The following is a 13,350-nucleotide window of genomic DNA, read 5'->3' as shown; positions in this document are numbered from 1 at the left end:
AGCGGTATGTCCGCCCGGTCATTTTACGACGTGAATGGCATTGGTCTGCGACATGACGCCAGTTCATATGCCACGCCTCGGCCAATCGGTTAGAATGCACACCCAATTCAGCCCCGATCCTTGAGGACCGCCATGTTCAGCCGTGATTTGACCATTGCCAAGTACGACGCCGATCTCTTTGCCGCCATGGAGCAAGAAGCTCAGCGTCAGGAAGAGCATATCGAGCTGATCGCTTCGGAAAACTACACCAGCCCCGCGGTGATGGAAGCCCAAGGTTCGGTACTGACCAACAAGTACGCCGAAGGCTACCCAGGCAAGCGCTACTACGGCGGCTGTGAATATGTCGACGTGGTCGAGCAACTGGCTATCGATCGCGCCAAAGAGCTGTTCGGCGCCGATTACGCCAACGTCCAGCCGCATGCCGGTTCCCAGGCCAACGCTGCGGTCTACCTGGCCCTGCTGTCGGCCGGTGACACCATCCTGGGCATGAGCCTGGCCCACGGCGGTCACCTGACCCACGGCGCCAGCGTCAGCTCGTCGGGCAAGCTGTACAACGCCGTGCAGTACGGCATCGATGGCAATGGCCTGATCGATTACGACGAAGTCGAGCGCCTGGCTGTTGAACACAAGCCGAAAATGATCGTAGCCGGCTTCTCGGCCTACTCGCAGGTTCTCGACTTCCCGCGCTTCCGCGCCATCGCCGACAAGGTCGGTGCCTACCTGTTCGTCGACATGGCCCACGTTGCTGGCCTGGTTGCCGCTGGCGTGTACCCGAACCCGGTGCCGTTCGCAGACGTGGTCACCACCACCACCCACAAGACCCTGCGCGGTCCACGTGGCGGCCTGATCCTGGCCCGTGCCAACGCCGACATCGAGAAGAAACTCAACTCGGCAGTGTTCCCAGGCGCCCAGGGCGGCCCGCTCGAGCACGTCATCGCCGCCAAGGCGATCTGCTTCAAGGAAGCGCTGCAGCCTGAGTTCAAGGCTTACCAGCAGCAAGTGGTGAAAAACGCCCAGGCCATGGCCGAGGTGTTCATCGAGCGCGGCTTCGACGTGGTGTCCGGCGGTACTCAAAACCACCTGTTCCTGCTCTCGCTGATCAAGCAGGACATCTCCGGTAAAGATGCTGACGCTGCCCTGGGCAACGCTTTCATCACCGTCAACAAGAACTCGGTACCGAACGACCCACGTTCGCCGTTCGTCACCTCGGGCCTGCGCTTCGGCACCCCGGCCGTGACCACCCGCGGCTTCAAGGAAACCGAATGCCGCGAGCTGGCTGGCTGGATCTGCGACATCCTCGCCGATCTGAACAACCAGGCCGTGATCGACGCGGTACGTGAGAAGGTCAAGGCCATCTGCAAAAAGCTGCCGGTTTACGGCAACTGATCCACGCGTGATCCAGCCTGTCGCTTTTTATTGTTGAAAACCAGGCTGCATGAAAAACCGATGTCAGTTCGCTGACATCGGTTTTTTGTTTTTCAGCCCGGCGGCTCCATCAACACCAGGCCACTTTCTGCGGCACAAAGCTCAACGGCTGCTCGCGAAAGCTCAGGTAATGGCGCAACACCTGCACCGGCGCTTCGATGTGCGGGTAATGACCAATGCCCTGCAACTGCACCGTATCGGCATCCACGACGAGCTGGCGAAAGGCGTCGACCATGTGGGCACCGCACAGTGGATCAACCGAGCCGTTGATCAGGCGCAAACGCACGCCATCACCCTGCAGCGCGCCTACCCAACGCTCACGCTGCTGGCGCCGTTCATGCACGTAGTTGATCAGCCGGTGCAGGATATGCGTGCCACGGTTGGCGGTGATCAGGCTCCAGCTGTCGTCCAGAGCGCTTTCACTGGGGTGGGTGCAGGGCCCGTAGATCTGGGTGACGGTACGCACCAGGTCATCCCGGCCGAACGAGCGGCCGATCAGCCAGCCAAGCGGACTGAGCAACAGCTTATGCACCAGCAGCAGCGGGCAATGCTCGGGGAACAGCGCGCTGTTGAGGAAGGCACAGCTGGCGATGTTGCTGCGCTGCTCATAGTGCCGTGCGAGCAACTCTTGAGCGACGCTGCCGCCATAGTCGTGGGCGAGCAGGTGCACTGGCTCGTCGATGCCCAAGTGAGCAAGCAAGGCCTGCTGCAGATCGGCCTGCTCGATCAGACTGTAGCGATGGCCGAGCGGCTTGGCCGAGTCGCCAAAGCCGAGCATGTCGCAGGCCACTACGCGAAAGCGCTGGGTCAACGGGCCCCATAAATAGTGCCAGTCCCAGCTGGCCGTGGGGAAACCGTGGAGAAGCAGCAGAGGCTCGCCTTGCCCTGCCGTCCAGTAGCGGATGCTCTGGCCCTGGAATGAGAAATCCTGACCCCGGGTACGCCAGACGCACAATGGAATTTCGGCCAAAGGCATCAGAGTTGTCCTGGAGTAGTAGCTTGGATCAAAGCTGCGTGGGTCGAATACGGCAAGGCTGCGGTCATTGCATGTCACCTTGGCACTTACATGTGCTCTTTATGTTGCGTCCTGCACAGCATAGTCAGCGCCTCGGTCGGCGGAACTCGCCTTGGCAGCCAGCTTGATGACCGTACAGGTCAGTGGCACGAACGGTCACAGCAACGCCGCCAGCAATGGCGCGGCAAACAAGTTGAGCAAGCCGGTCAGGACCATGACCAGGCCGGCCACCGAGCCTTCTTCGCGGCCCACTTCCTGCGCCCGGCTGACGCCAGCGCCATGTGCGCCGACGCCAAACAGCGCGCCACGGGCCAGTGGCGTGCGCAATGGCAGCCAGCGCAGCAAGGTGCCGCCGAACAGTGCCCCGAGCACCCCGGTGAACATCACGAACACCGCAGTAAGCTCCGGCACGCCGCCCAGATCGTGGGCCAGCGGCATGGCAAACGGGGTGGTGATCGAGCGCGGCAGCAGCGACAGGCTGACTGCATCGTCCAGCGCCATCAGGTGTGCCAGGCCCCAGGAGCTGCCGATCGACACGCAGCTGCCGGCCAGCATGCCCAGCAGCAACGCCGGCCAATGCCGCGCGAGCAACCCCCGTTGCTGCCAGATCGGCACGGCAAAGGCCACCGTCACCGGGCCAAGCACGGCCATCAGCCAATGGGTATTGCGCGCGTACTCGGCATAGGCGGTGTGCAGTGGCACGGCCACCGCCAGCAGCAAAGCCGGCACCAGGATCAGCGGCGACAGCAGATAACGCCCGCTGCGCCGGTACAGCCAGCGGCTGCCTAGATAAGCGGCCAGTGTCAGCGCCAGCCAGAACAGCGGCATCGGTTCAAGGCTCATGGCGCAGGCTCCAGCGGCACACCAGCTCGACCGTCACGGCAGTGACCACCATTACCAGCAGCGTGCTCACCGCGATCACCAGGAGGATGCGCCAGCCTTCATCGCGCAGCAGGCTGCCGTAATCGAGCAGGCTCATCAGCGCCGGAATGAAGAACAACAGCATTTCGGCCATCAGCCAGCCCGCACCGGCCTGGAGCATGGCCGGTTTCAGCAGGCCGCTGGCGAACAGGATCAAGAGCAGGGCCAGGCCGAACACACCACCCGGAATGGGCCAGCCAGACCAGGCCGCAAGCTGGCTGCCGAACAGGAACAAGGCAAACAGCACCGCCAGCTCGCAGATCAGCCGAGTGAGTTTTTTAAGCAATACAGCGTTCATCAATGGGTTCCTCGACGGGTGCCCATTGTAAATTTGCCGTGCCTAGGCCAGAAGCGAATTGTTAGACTGCCTGCCATTCCAAAAAGGAATTCAGGCGATGGAATTCAAGCAGCTACGCAGCTTTGTCGAAGTGGTTCATCGCGGTGGTTTTACCCAGGCCGCGCAGACGCTGAATATCAGCCAGTCAGCGGTGAGCAAGCAGGTGGCTCAGCTGGAGGATGACATCGGCCAGCAACTGCTCGAACGGCAGGGCTCGCAGATGCACCTGACCGCCGCCGGGCGCATCGTCCTCGAGCGCGGCGAAGCGCTGCTGCGCCAGCGCCAGGAGCTGTTGAGCGAGCTGGATGACCTGAGCCAGATGCACCGTGGCGAATTGCGCCTGGGCCTGCCACTGCTGGGCAGTGATGCGCTGTTTGCCGGGCTGTTCGCCGAGTACCGGCGGCGCCATCCGAACATCGTCATTCACCTGCTCGAGGGCGGCAGCCGCACCATTGAGCAGGCGGTACGCAGCGGTGAGCTGGAATTGGGCGGCAGCCTGACGCCAAACGACGACGCCTTCGCCTTTCAGCCCTTCTGCAACGAGCCGCTGGATGCCCTGCTGCCCGCCGGACACGCCCTGGCAGGCTTGACCGAGGTTGACCTGGGCCAACTGGCCGAGACGCCGTTCTTGCTCTATCAGCGCAGCTTCGTCCTCAACGACCGCCTGCTCAGCGCCTGCCAGCAGTTGGGTTTCACCCCCAAGGAAGGCGGGCGCAGCGGTCAGGCGGACTTTCTCGCGGCACTGGTGGCAGCAGGCCAAGGCGTGGTGCTGCTGCCGCGGGTAGTCGCCCGCGCGCTGGAGCGCCCTGGGGTGGTCCGTCTGCCCTTACTGGCACCCGAGGCGCTGCGCTGGGACATTGCCTTTATCTGGCGCCGCGGCGCGTATCTGTCACGCGCAGCGCAAGCCTGGCTGGGGTTGCTGCGCGAGCAAGCTTAGGCCTTCAGTGCGGCGGCCAGCTCGGCCAACCACGGCTCGGCGTCAGCCTCCGGGGTGACCGTTTCGCTGGCATCCAGACGCAACATCGGCAGCACTTCGTGCACACCCAGTTCGGTAAACAGCTCGCGCATTTGCTCGCCGCCGCCGCAGTAGGTGTCGCCGTAGCTGGAGTCGCCCAGGCCGATCACTGCGCCGGGCAGGCCGCGCCATGCCGCTGGCAGGCTGTCGCGAATAGCGCAGAACAGCGGCATAAGGTTATCCGGCAGCTCACCCATGCCGGTGGTCGAGGTCACAGCCAGCAGGGCTTGCGGGGCAAAGCCTTCGATGTCGGCCAGGCTGGCCCGCGCCGCGCACCAGGCTTCAAGGCCAGCGGCTTTGAGCAACGCCTCGGCATGACGGGCAACTTCTTCGGCGGTGCCATACACTGAACCGGAAATAATGACGACTTTCATCTGCGGGAGGATTCCGAAACTGAGTAAAAACGTAGGATACTAGCATCCTGCAATGGCAAAAGGCCGCTTGAGGCGTAAGTCGCCGCTATCCAATCTCTGGTCCGCACATGATCAACGCTCAACTGCTGCAATCGATGGTCGATGCCTCCAATGACGGCATCGTGGTCTGTGAACAGGAAGGTGACGACACCATCCTGATCTACGTGAACGCCGCCTTCGAGCGCCTGACCGGTTTCAGCCGCGACGAAATCCTCTATCAGGACTGCCGCTTTCTGCAGGGCAATGACCGCGACCAACTGGCCCGCGTACGCATCCGCAAGGCCATGCTCGACGGCAAACCGTGCCGCGAAGTGTTGCTCAACTACCGCAAGGACGGCAGCGCGTTCTGGAATGAGCTGTCTATCACGCCGGTGTACAACGAAGCCGACCAGCGCCGCTATTTCATCGGTATCCAGAAGGACGTCAGCCGCCAGGTCGAACTGCAGCGCAGCCTGGAACAATGCCAGGCGCAGTTCGCCGATCTGAAATCCGAGCTGCTCAAATGAACCAACCGCCGCCGCCGCTGTCCATCCTGTCACTGTTGAAAAAATCGCCACATTCGGATGCGACCATGCAAGCAGATACCCTGCTCACCCAGGCCGAGATGAGCTTCATCCAAGACTTGCAGCATTCGCCGCAACTGAACCTGGCTGACCCTATGTCCGGCCTGCTGGTCAACGGCGATCGCCAGCTGCAGACCTTGCTGACGCGCCTTGCGGCCAGTGATCAGGTTACCCTGCAGGCGCATTTCAACAACCAGCAGATCAGCTTCCCGCTGCAACTGGTCGAAGACGAATTCCACGCCCTGCACCTGCAGCTTGGCTCCCCGGAAATCTACGAGGAAGACGGCCCACAACTGCGGCCATGGCGCTTGTCACTCGAAGAGCCCTCGGCGCTGCTCGAAAGCAAAGGCAAACGCAGCAACCTGTGGGTCCGGGACATCTCGTTCAAGGGTGTATTGCTTGAAGTGCGCGGCCTGAAACAGGCGCCCAAGCGCTTCGACCTGAGCTTCGCCCCTGACGGCATCGCGCCGATCGGCCTGCACGGCGTGCTGCGCCGGCGTATCGGTGCAAACCTGGCCGCGTACGACCTCAGCCGCAGCCCGGCAGAAGAGATCGAGCGCTTGCGCGAATACATCCTCCAGGCCCACCGTAGCGCCCATCCCGAACTGCACGCTTAAGCTTCAGGTATCGAGCTGACCGGCTAGATACTGGCGCAAGCGTCGGCGCATCAGGCTGACCTCGGCTCCCAGGCAGACCACCGCACTGCCGGCCAGCGTGTCCTGAGCAAACTCCGCCGCCTCCCCCGCCAGCAGTAACGGGCAACCCAACCCTAAACGTGCCAGGCGCTTACCCAACTCGGCAGTTGGCCGCTGATTGGAGAACAGCACCACCGCATCCGGCTCCAGCTGCCGACAGATCAGCGCCAGCTCCTGCAGCGGCTGACTGGCCGGCAGCAGTACCACGCCGACTTCTTCGCTGCCGAGCAGCAGCCCGGCCACCAGCAACTCCAGCTCCTGCAGTGCGGTTGACAGCGGCGCCAGCACGACGCGCTGGCGCCGCGGTGCCCGCGCCAGCTGCAGGCGCATCAGCACCCGCCCGCGCAAGAACTGGTCGAGAAAACCCCACTCGCTGGCCTGGCCAAAACCGCGCGGCGCCCCGCGCAGGGTGTGCCAAACCGGCATGAATACGTCGTTGAACACCCGCTCCTGGGTAGTACTGGCAAATACCTGATCGAACAAACGGTCGAGTCTAGCGCCGTCAAAGCACTGCACTGCCTCGCGCACCTGGGTACGCCACCTGGCCAGGTCATCGGCATTGCTTGCAGCACTGCTGTCCTGCGCCAGCGCCTGGCCACGGGCGAGAATGCTGCCGACCTTGCTCACCGCCACGCCGCGCTCAAGCCAGCCGAGGATGCTGCGTACCGCGTCGACGTCGGCCTGCGAGTACAAGCGGTGGCCGCTGTCGGTGCGAGTTGGCTGGATCAGGCCGTAGCGACGCTCCCAGGCACGCAGCGTCACCGGGTTGACCCCGGTCAGGCGCGAAACCTCGCGGATTGGAAACAGCTCTTGGTGATCCAGATCGGCTATAGGGAGTGCCTGCTCGTTCATGCGTGGTGAAAACCCGGATTCGATTAAACAAAGCACATTCTACGCCGGGACGGGCAAACAAATAACCAACCGTTCGCCCGCTGACACTGACGAGTCACAGTTTATCCGCGATAATCCGCGCCTGATTCTTGCATGCATGCCTGCGTCGCCCACCACCCCGGGCGCGCAAGCCTAAGGGCCGGCTACCCGCCAGTCCTGTCGCCAGGAGATACACAATGTCTACCCCACCCGTTACCCTGATGGTGTCGCGCCGCGCCGCCCATGGCCGCTACCAGGACCTGCTGACCTGGCTGCATGAAGGCGAGCAGCTGGCCACTGACTTCACCGGTTACCTCGGCTCGGGCATCCTCGCCCCGCCCGGTGATGGTGACGAATTCCAGATCATCTTCCGTTTCACCAGCGAGCAGACCATGCATGCCTGGGAGCATTCGGCCTCGCGCCGCGCCTGGCTGCAACGCGGCGACGGCCTGTTCGAACGCCCCAGGGAGCAGCGCGTCAGCGGCATCGACGACTGGTTCGGCGCCAATACAGTGCAAAAGCCGCCGCGCTGGAAGCAGGCCGTGGCAATCTGGCTGGCGTTCTTCCCGGTCTCGCTGCTGTTCAACCTGGTCTTCGGCCACTGGCTCAGCGCACTCGACCTGCTGCCGCGGGTGCTGCTCAGCACCTTGGGCCTGACGCCAGTCATGGTCTATGTATTCATCCCGCTGTCGACGCGGCTGCTGGCCAGCTGGCTACACCCGGCGCCAGCCGCCCGCGCAGAGCCCACGCGCGGGCTGCGCAGCCGCTGAGGCGCCCCCCAGAGGGAAGCAGTTCGGGTATGCTGGGGCATCACTGCCTGCACAGACAAGTAGACCGCCCTGAACATGAACAGCCCCATTCTGATCACCGGAGCCAGCCAACGCGTAGGGCTGGCTCTGGCACTTGAACTGGCACAGGCCGGCCATACGGTGGTCGCTGCCAGTCGCCATGTCCATGCGCAATCTGCGCACCCCAACATCGTCCAGTTTCGCGCCGATCTGTGCCAGCAGGCCGACCGCGACGCCCTGATCGATCACTTGAGCAGCCACTACGACGGCCTGCGCGCGATCATCCACAACGCCTCGGTGTGGCTGGATGACGACCTGGTCAATCTTGAGCTGATGTTCCGCCTGCACGTCGAGGCGCCCTATCACCTCAACCTGGCCCTTGGCGACATGCTGCGCAAGGTCGCCAAGGCCGACATCATCCACATCTGTGACGAAACCTCCTCGCGCGGCAGCAAGAGCCATATCGGCTACGCCGCGACCAAGGCCGCACTGCAGAACATGGTGCTGTCGTTTGCCGAAAAGTACGCGCCGACGGTGCGCGTCAACGGTATCCTGCCGGGGTTGTTGATCCTCAAGGAAGGCGGCGACGAAGCCTACCGCCAGCAGACCCTGAAAAAGGCCCTGCTGGAATTCGAACCCGGCGCCGGGCCGCTGATCGAGGCGGTCAAGTACCTGCTCGACAGCCACTACAGCACCGGCAGCCAGGTGGTCATCAACGGTGGCCGCCACCTGAAGAACCGCATGATCTGAGAGAAGCCCATGACCCCACAACAACAGCTCGAACTCGAAGCCGCCGCGTTTCGCCGGCTGGTCGATCACCTGCAAAAACGCACCGACGTGCAGAACATCGACCTGATGAACCTGTCCGGTTTCTGCCGCAACTGCCTGTCCAAGTGGTACAAGGCGGCTGCCGATGAGCAGCAGGTCGACATCAGCCTGGATGACGCCCGCGAAGCGGTGTACGGCATGCCTTACGCCGAATGGAAAGCCCAATACCAGAAAGAAGCCAGCGCCGATCAGCAAGCGGCGTTCGAACAAGGAAAACCCCGTGACTGACTTGAACACCCTGCGCGCCAGCCTCGAAAGCGGCGAACACGCCTTTGCCGACACCCTTGCCTTCATCGCCGAGCACTACAGCTATCAGCCGCAGGCGTTTACCAACGGTGACGTGGAAAACGCCGCCGGCCAGAACGAAGGCTCGTGCAAGACCCTAGGCATGGCCGTGCTGGAAGGCTTGAGCGACCGCGAAGCGTTGCTGGCCTTTGGTGAGCATTACCGCAGCGTGGTCGCCACGCCAGATGGCAGCGACCACGGCAATATCCGTGCGTTGATCGCGTATGGCCTGGCTGGGGTGAAGTTTGCCCAGCAGCCGCTCAAGCGCCTGGCTTGATGACAAAGGGGCTGCCTGCGTAGCCCCTTGGCTTGCGGCGTCAGCGCAGCCGCTGGCCGGGCGTGCCTGGTGACAGCTGGCCGTGTTGCAACCATTCCAGTGCAATCGGCCACAGCGTCTGCTTGAAGCGGTCATGAAAGAAGGCAAAGTGGCCGATCTCGGCGACCTGTATGTCTGCCGGGGCAATCCGCAGATGCGCGGGTTGCGCCTCGCTCAGATAAGCCAGTAAACGCTCGGTAGCAGCCACCGTGCCGAACGGGTCATCGCTCAAGCTGATCGCCAATGTTGCCGCGCGCACCTGAGCGAATGGCTTAGCCGCCAGCAAGCGCCCGCTAGGACGCTGTTCGTACGCAGGCGTGGGCGTACTCCAGTCAGCGACAACCCCTGCCGGGGTATCTTCCAGCCAACCCAGGCGTTTGCCCGGGAAATAGCCCATCACCCTGGTCAACAGCGGCATTGCCACATGCCATTTGGCCAACAAGCGCCAGCGCTGCGCCGCGGCATAGTCGCGCCAATAGGCAAACTGCGCACCGACCATCACCACCCGCCGCACCTGCTGCGCCGAGGGCGCCAGGCCTACCGCCCAACCGCCGAAGCTGTGCCCGACCACATCCACTGGCTGCCCGGGGAAGTGCTCGGCGGCATACTGCAGCATGGCCTCGAAATCCAGTTGCCCCCAATCGCTCCATGACGCCGTGAAGCCACGCAACGACGGCGGCCGTGATTCGCCGATGCCGCGATAATCGAAGCACAGCACATCGCAGCCCTGGGCAAACAGGTAGTCGGCAAAGCGCGAGTAGTAAGCGCAGCGCACCGAAGTGGCCGGGTTGATGATCACCAGCGGGCGCTGGGGATCAGGTCGAGCATGGCGCCAGACAAAACCGCCGAGGCTGTAGCCATCGGCGGCTTTGTGGCGCAGGGCGCTGGCGGGTTGGGTCAGGCTGCTCATGGCGGACTCTTTGTTGGAGTCCGCTCACGCTAGCAAAATTTCAGCCCCACGCCATCACCAGACACACGCTTCGCAGATTACAGCTGAACGCAGTCGAACTGGACGTCGGTCGCCACGTCTGCGTCGTAGTCGACGTCAGCGCGTTCGAAGCCGAACAGGTTGAGGAACTGCTTCTTGTAACCGGCGTAGTCGGTCATTTCGAACAGGTTCTCGGTGGTCACTTGTGGCCACAGGGCCTTGCACGCATCCTGGACGTCGTCGCGCAGTTCCCAGTCGTCCAGGCGCAGGCGGCCTTTTTCGTCGATTTCAGCCGGCGCGCCGTCTTGTCGGAACAAGCGGTCGCGGAACATGCGATCGAGCTGGTCCTGGGTGCCTTCGTGCAGACCCTTTTCCTGCATGATCTTGAACACCATCGACAGGTACAGCGGCATTACCGGGATCGCCGAGCTGGCCTGGGTGACCACCGACTTGAGCACGGCAACGTTGGCGCCGCCCTTGATCTCGCTGGCGAGCTTCTGGTCCAGGCGCAGGGCGGTGTCGTCCAGGTCCTGCTTGGCCTTGCCCAGTGCACCGTGCCAGTAGATCGGCCAGGTGATTTCGGTGCCGATGTAGCTGAACGCGACGGTACGCGCCTGCTCGGCCAGCACGCCGGCATCAGCCAGAGCGTCGATCCACAACTGCCAGTCCTGACCACCCATGACGGTAACGGTGTCGGCGATTTCCTGCTCGGTGGCCGGCTCGATCGAGGCTTCGGTGATCACGTCTTTGTTGGTGTCGATGGCAGTCGACTTGTACGGCTGGCCGATTGGTTTGAGCGACGAGCGAATCACTTCGCCAGTCTGTGGCAGCTTGCGCACAGGCGAGGCCAGCGAGTAGATGACCAGGTCAACCTTGCCGCCCATTTCGTTCTTGATCAGCTCGATGACCTTGGCGCGGGCTTCATCGGAGAAGGCGTCACCGTTGATCGACTTGCTGTACAGGCCTTCAGCCTTGGCGAACTTGTCGAATGCAGCAGCGTTGTACCAGCCGGCGGTGCCTGGCTTGGTTTCGGTGCCTGGCTTTTCGAAGAACACGCCGAGGGTGTCGGCCTTGAAGCCGAAGGCTGCAGTGATGCGTGCTGCCAGGCCGTAGCCGCTGGAAGCACCGATCACCAGGACCTTCTTCGGACCATCATCGCGCACGCCCAGCTTGCGGGTGGCTTCGATCTGGTCACGGACGTTGAGCTCGCAGCCCTTCGGATGGGTCGTGGTGCAGATGAAACCGCGAACCTTGGGATGAATGATGGCCAATGTCTGTACCTCGTCAGGTTTAGGCTAGGGAGCCGCGCCGCGCGGGCCGGTTCCGTTTGATCTGAGGGTGAGACTACCCCCGCAAGTTATCCGACACATATTACGGGCTGACGGGGGTGGTTCCAACCGCAGATCGCCCCAGCTGCTCACGCAGCCACTGCATGAACGCCCGCACCAGCGGGTCATCCTGGCTGTCGCGGTGCACCAGGCACGCCCACGCCGGGCCCCTGACCCGCTGCGCCGACAACGCCTGCAGTAAACCCTGCGCCGCTGCGCATCGACGCGATTGCCGCAGGCGGCGGTGACATTCACGGCGTCACTCATCAGTGCCCTGCCGTCTAACGGGGTGATTGATTAGCTTTGCGAATCAATGCCAAAGAAAAACAAACTTAACAAATGAACCGTTTACACCGATGCTGGGTGGTAATACGTCGCCTCGTCGCGCCACCTTCATCGGAGAACAACAACATGCATGAAGTCGTCATCGTCGCCGCCACCCGTACCGCCATCGGCAGTTTCCAGGGCGCTCTGGCCAGCGTGCCAGCCGTCGATCTGGGCGCTGCGGTGATCAAGCGCCTGCTCGAGCAGACCGGGCTCGACCCAGCACAAGTCGACGAGGTGATCCTTGGCCAGGTGCTGACCGCCGGTGCCGGACAAAACCCGGCGCGTCAGGCTGCGGTCAAGGCCGGCTTGCCGTTCAGCGTGCCGGCGCTGACCCTGAACAAAGTCTGCGGCTCGGGCCTCAAGGCGCTGCACCTGGCGACCCAGGCGATTCGCTGTGGCGATGCCGATGTGGTCATAGCCGGCGGCCAGGAGAACATGAGCCTGGCGCCCTACGTCATGCCCTCGGCCCGCACCGGCCAGCGCATGGGCCATGGCCAGTTGATCGACAGCATGATCAGCGACGGCCTGTGGGACGCCTTCAACGATTACCACATGGGCATCACAGCCGAGAACCTGGTCGACAAGTTCGACATCAGCCGTGAACAGCAGGACGCCTTTGCCGCCGAATCCCAGCGCAAGGCCGTCGCCGCCATCGAAGCCGGGCGTTTCAAGGACGAGATCACGCCCATCGTGCTGCCGCAGAAAAAGGGCGAGCCAAAGGTGGTCGAGCGCGACGAGCAACCCCGCCCCGAATCCACCGCCGAAGCACTGGCCAAACTGCGCCCGGCGTTCAAGAAAGACGGCAGCGTCACCGCCGGCAACGCCTCCAGCCTCAACGACGGCGCAGCGGCGGTACTGCTGATGAGCGCGGCCAAAGCCACCGAGCTGGGCCTGCCGGTGCTGGCCAGGATTGCCAGCTACGCCAGTGCTGGGGTCGACCCGGCGATCATGGGCATTGGCCCGGTGTCGGCAACCCAGCGCTGCCTGGCCAAAGCCGGCTGGCAGTTGGCTGACCTGGACCTGATCGAAGCCAACGAAGCCTTCGCCGCGCAGGCGCTGGCGGTGGGCAAGTCGCTGGAATGGGATGCCGACAAGGTCAACGTCAATGGCGGCGCCATTGCCCTCGGTCATCCAATTGGCGCGTCTGGTTGCCGAGTGCTGGTGACCCTGCTGCACGAGATGATCAAGCGTGATGCCAAGAAAGGCCTGGCGACCCTGTGCATTGGTGGTGGTCAGGGCGTGGCGCTGGCGATCGAGCGCTAGGTCGGCGATTGCGTGAACCGGGCTGGCGGCGTG

The 13,350-nt window shown here is 63.2% G+C and carries 16 protein-coding genes; 9 read left to right on the top strand and 7 right to left on the bottom strand.

Features of this window, described 5'->3' with window-relative positions; translation table 11 throughout:
• The first annotated feature begins 132 nt into the window (after positions 1-132).
• The gene (glyA, locus tag K3F44_RS23470) at positions 133-1,386 is read left to right on the top strand and encodes a serine hydroxymethyltransferase (protein WP_101316367.1); all 1,254 of its coding nucleotides are present in this window, start codon (positions 133-135) and stop codon (positions 1,384-1,386) included.
• 109 nt (positions 1,387-1,495) lie between these two features.
• On the opposite strand, the gene K3F44_RS23465 is transcribed toward glyA, so the two are convergent.
• From K3F44_RS23465 to K3F44_RS23455, 3 genes are all read right to left on the bottom strand, one after another.
• Entirely contained in the window at positions 1,496-2,401 is a 906-nt protein-coding gene (locus K3F44_RS23465; RefSeq protein ID WP_220633062.1) for an alpha/beta fold hydrolase, read from the bottom strand.
• 195 nt (positions 2,402-2,596) lie between these two features.
• Complete coding sequence (locus tag K3F44_RS23460; protein ID WP_101316363.1) at positions 2,597-3,283, bottom strand: LrgB family protein; 687 nt, start codon at positions 3,281-3,283, stop codon at positions 2,597-2,599.
• Positions 3,273-3,659 carry a CidA/LrgA family protein gene (locus K3F44_RS23455; RefSeq protein WP_101316361.1) on the bottom strand — a complete coding sequence of 129 codons (387 nt, stop codon included), beginning with the start codon at positions 3,657-3,659 and terminating at the stop codon, positions 3,273-3,275. Before K3F44_RS23455 ends, K3F44_RS23460 begins: the two co-directional genes overlap by 11 nt.
• A 97-nt stretch (positions 3,660-3,756) precedes the next feature.
• On the opposite strand from K3F44_RS23455, the gene K3F44_RS23450 reads away from it, so the two are divergent.
• A complete protein-coding gene (locus tag K3F44_RS23450) occupies positions 3,757-4,635 on the top strand; it encodes a LysR family transcriptional regulator (protein ID WP_101316359.1) in 879 nt (292 codons plus the stop codon).
• Here K3F44_RS23450 and K3F44_RS23445 read toward each other — a convergent pair.
• Complete coding sequence (locus tag K3F44_RS23445; RefSeq protein ID WP_220633061.1) at positions 4,632-5,087, bottom strand: flavodoxin; 456 nt, start codon at positions 5,085-5,087, stop codon at positions 4,632-4,634. The genes K3F44_RS23450 and K3F44_RS23445 overlap by 4 nt on opposite strands.
• A 107-nt stretch (positions 5,088-5,194) precedes the next feature.
• Between K3F44_RS23445 and K3F44_RS23440 the strand changes: the two genes are divergently transcribed.
• Complete coding sequence (locus K3F44_RS23440; protein ID WP_101316355.1) at positions 5,195-5,632, top strand: PAS domain-containing protein; 438 nt, start codon at positions 5,195-5,197, stop codon at positions 5,630-5,632.
• A gap of 65 nt (positions 5,633-5,697) precedes the next feature.
• On the top strand, positions 5,698-6,306 hold the full coding sequence (locus tag K3F44_RS23435) for a hypothetical protein (RefSeq protein WP_101322937.1): 609 nt from the start codon (positions 5,698-5,700) through the stop codon (positions 6,304-6,306).
• Between the two features lie 3 nt (positions 6,307-6,309).
• On the opposite strand, the gene K3F44_RS23430 is transcribed toward K3F44_RS23435, so the two are convergent.
• Positions 6,310-7,236: a MerR family transcriptional regulator gene (locus K3F44_RS23430; protein ID WP_220633060.1), complete on the bottom strand. Its 927-nt coding sequence runs from the start codon at positions 7,234-7,236 to the stop codon at positions 6,310-6,312.
• A gap of 215 nt (positions 7,237-7,451) precedes the next feature.
• Here K3F44_RS23430 and K3F44_RS23425 point away from each other — a divergent pair, with 215 nt between their 5' ends.
• The 4 genes from K3F44_RS23425 to K3F44_RS23410 all read left to right on the top strand — a co-directional run bounded on the left by K3F44_RS23425 (position 7,452) and on the right by K3F44_RS23410 (position 9,432).
• Positions 7,452-8,024, top strand: a complete 573-nt coding sequence (locus K3F44_RS23425; protein WP_220633059.1) for an antibiotic biosynthesis monooxygenase — start codon at positions 7,452-7,454, stop codon at positions 8,022-8,024.
• A 75-nt stretch (positions 8,025-8,099) separates the two neighbouring features.
• Complete coding sequence (gene folM, locus K3F44_RS23420; protein WP_220633058.1) at positions 8,100-8,792, top strand: dihydromonapterin reductase; 693 nt, start codon at positions 8,100-8,102, stop codon at positions 8,790-8,792.
• A gap of 9 nt (positions 8,793-8,801) precedes the next feature.
• Positions 8,802-9,098: a DUF1244 domain-containing protein gene (locus K3F44_RS23415; RefSeq protein WP_150570009.1), complete on the top strand. Its 297-nt coding sequence runs from the start codon at positions 8,802-8,804 to the stop codon at positions 9,096-9,098.
• The gene (locus K3F44_RS23410) at positions 9,091-9,432 is read left to right on the top strand and encodes a HopJ type III effector protein (protein ID WP_178080741.1); all 342 of its coding nucleotides are present in this window, start codon (positions 9,091-9,093) and stop codon (positions 9,430-9,432) included. The genes K3F44_RS23415 and K3F44_RS23410 overlap by 8 nt, the downstream gene beginning before the upstream one ends.
• Before the next feature lie 40 nt (positions 9,433-9,472).
• On the opposite strand, the gene K3F44_RS23405 is transcribed toward K3F44_RS23410, so the two are convergent.
• Entirely contained in the window at positions 9,473-10,381 is a 909-nt protein-coding gene (locus K3F44_RS23405; RefSeq protein ID WP_220633057.1) for an alpha/beta fold hydrolase, read from the bottom strand.
• A gap of 77 nt (positions 10,382-10,458) precedes the next feature.
• Complete coding sequence (gene fabV / locus K3F44_RS23400; protein WP_220633056.1) at positions 10,459-11,670, bottom strand: enoyl-ACP reductase FabV; 1,212 nt, start codon at positions 11,668-11,670, stop codon at positions 10,459-10,461.
• 468 nt (positions 11,671-12,138) lie between these two features.
• On the opposite strand from fabV, the gene K3F44_RS23395 reads away from it, so the two are divergent.
• Complete coding sequence (locus tag K3F44_RS23395; protein WP_101316341.1) at positions 12,139-13,317, top strand: acetyl-CoA C-acetyltransferase; 1,179 nt, start codon at positions 12,139-12,141, stop codon at positions 13,315-13,317.
• The last annotated feature ends 33 nt before the right edge of the window (positions 13,318-13,350 follow it).

Origin of the sequence: Pseudomonas sp. S07E 245, assembly GCF_019599025.1 — a bacterium.
Taxonomy (GTDB): Bacteria; Pseudomonadota; Gammaproteobacteria; order Pseudomonadales; family Pseudomonadaceae; genus Aquipseudomonas; species Aquipseudomonas shirazensis.
Note: the sequence above shows the minus strand (reverse complement) of the source record. Positions and strands in the feature narration are given on the sequence as shown.

Excerpts from the sequence above, each read along its gene's own strand:
- glyA (WP_101316367.1), top strand. The coding sequence starts at position 133 with ATGTTCAGCCGTGATTTGACCATTGCCAAGTACGACGCCGATCTCTTT.
- K3F44_RS23465 (WP_220633062.1), bottom strand. The coding sequence starts at position 2,401 with ATGCCTTTGGCCGAAATTCCATTGTGCGTCTGGCGTACCCGGGGTCAG.
- K3F44_RS23460 (WP_101316363.1), bottom strand. The coding sequence starts at position 3,283 with ATGAGCCTTGAACCGATGCCGCTGTTCTGGCTGGCGCTGACACTGGCC.
- K3F44_RS23455 (WP_101316361.1), bottom strand. The coding sequence starts at position 3,659 with ATGAACGCTGTATTGCTTAAAAAACTCACTCGGCTGATCTGCGAGCTG.
- K3F44_RS23450 (WP_101316359.1), top strand. The coding sequence starts at position 3,757 with ATGGAATTCAAGCAGCTACGCAGCTTTGTCGAAGTGGTTCATCGCGGT.
- K3F44_RS23445 (WP_220633061.1), bottom strand. The coding sequence starts at position 5,087 with ATGAAAGTCGTCATTATTTCCGGTTCAGTGTATGGCACCGCCGAAGAA.
- K3F44_RS23440 (WP_101316355.1), top strand. The coding sequence starts at position 5,195 with ATGATCAACGCTCAACTGCTGCAATCGATGGTCGATGCCTCCAATGAC.
- K3F44_RS23435 (WP_101322937.1), top strand. The coding sequence starts at position 5,698 with ATGCAAGCAGATACCCTGCTCACCCAGGCCGAGATGAGCTTCATCCAA.
- K3F44_RS23430 (WP_220633060.1), bottom strand. The coding sequence starts at position 7,236 with ATGAACGAGCAGGCACTCCCTATAGCCGATCTGGATCACCAAGAGCTG.
- K3F44_RS23425 (WP_220633059.1), top strand. The coding sequence starts at position 7,452 with ATGTCTACCCCACCCGTTACCCTGATGGTGTCGCGCCGCGCCGCCCAT.
- folM (WP_220633058.1), top strand. The coding sequence starts at position 8,100 with ATGAACAGCCCCATTCTGATCACCGGAGCCAGCCAACGCGTAGGGCTG.
- K3F44_RS23415 (WP_150570009.1), top strand. The coding sequence starts at position 8,802 with ATGACCCCACAACAACAGCTCGAACTCGAAGCCGCCGCGTTTCGCCGG.
- K3F44_RS23405 (WP_220633057.1), bottom strand. The coding sequence starts at position 10,381 with ATGAGCAGCCTGACCCAACCCGCCAGCGCCCTGCGCCACAAAGCCGCC.
- K3F44_RS23395 (WP_101316341.1), top strand. The coding sequence starts at position 12,139 with ATGCATGAAGTCGTCATCGTCGCCGCCACCCGTACCGCCATCGGCAGT.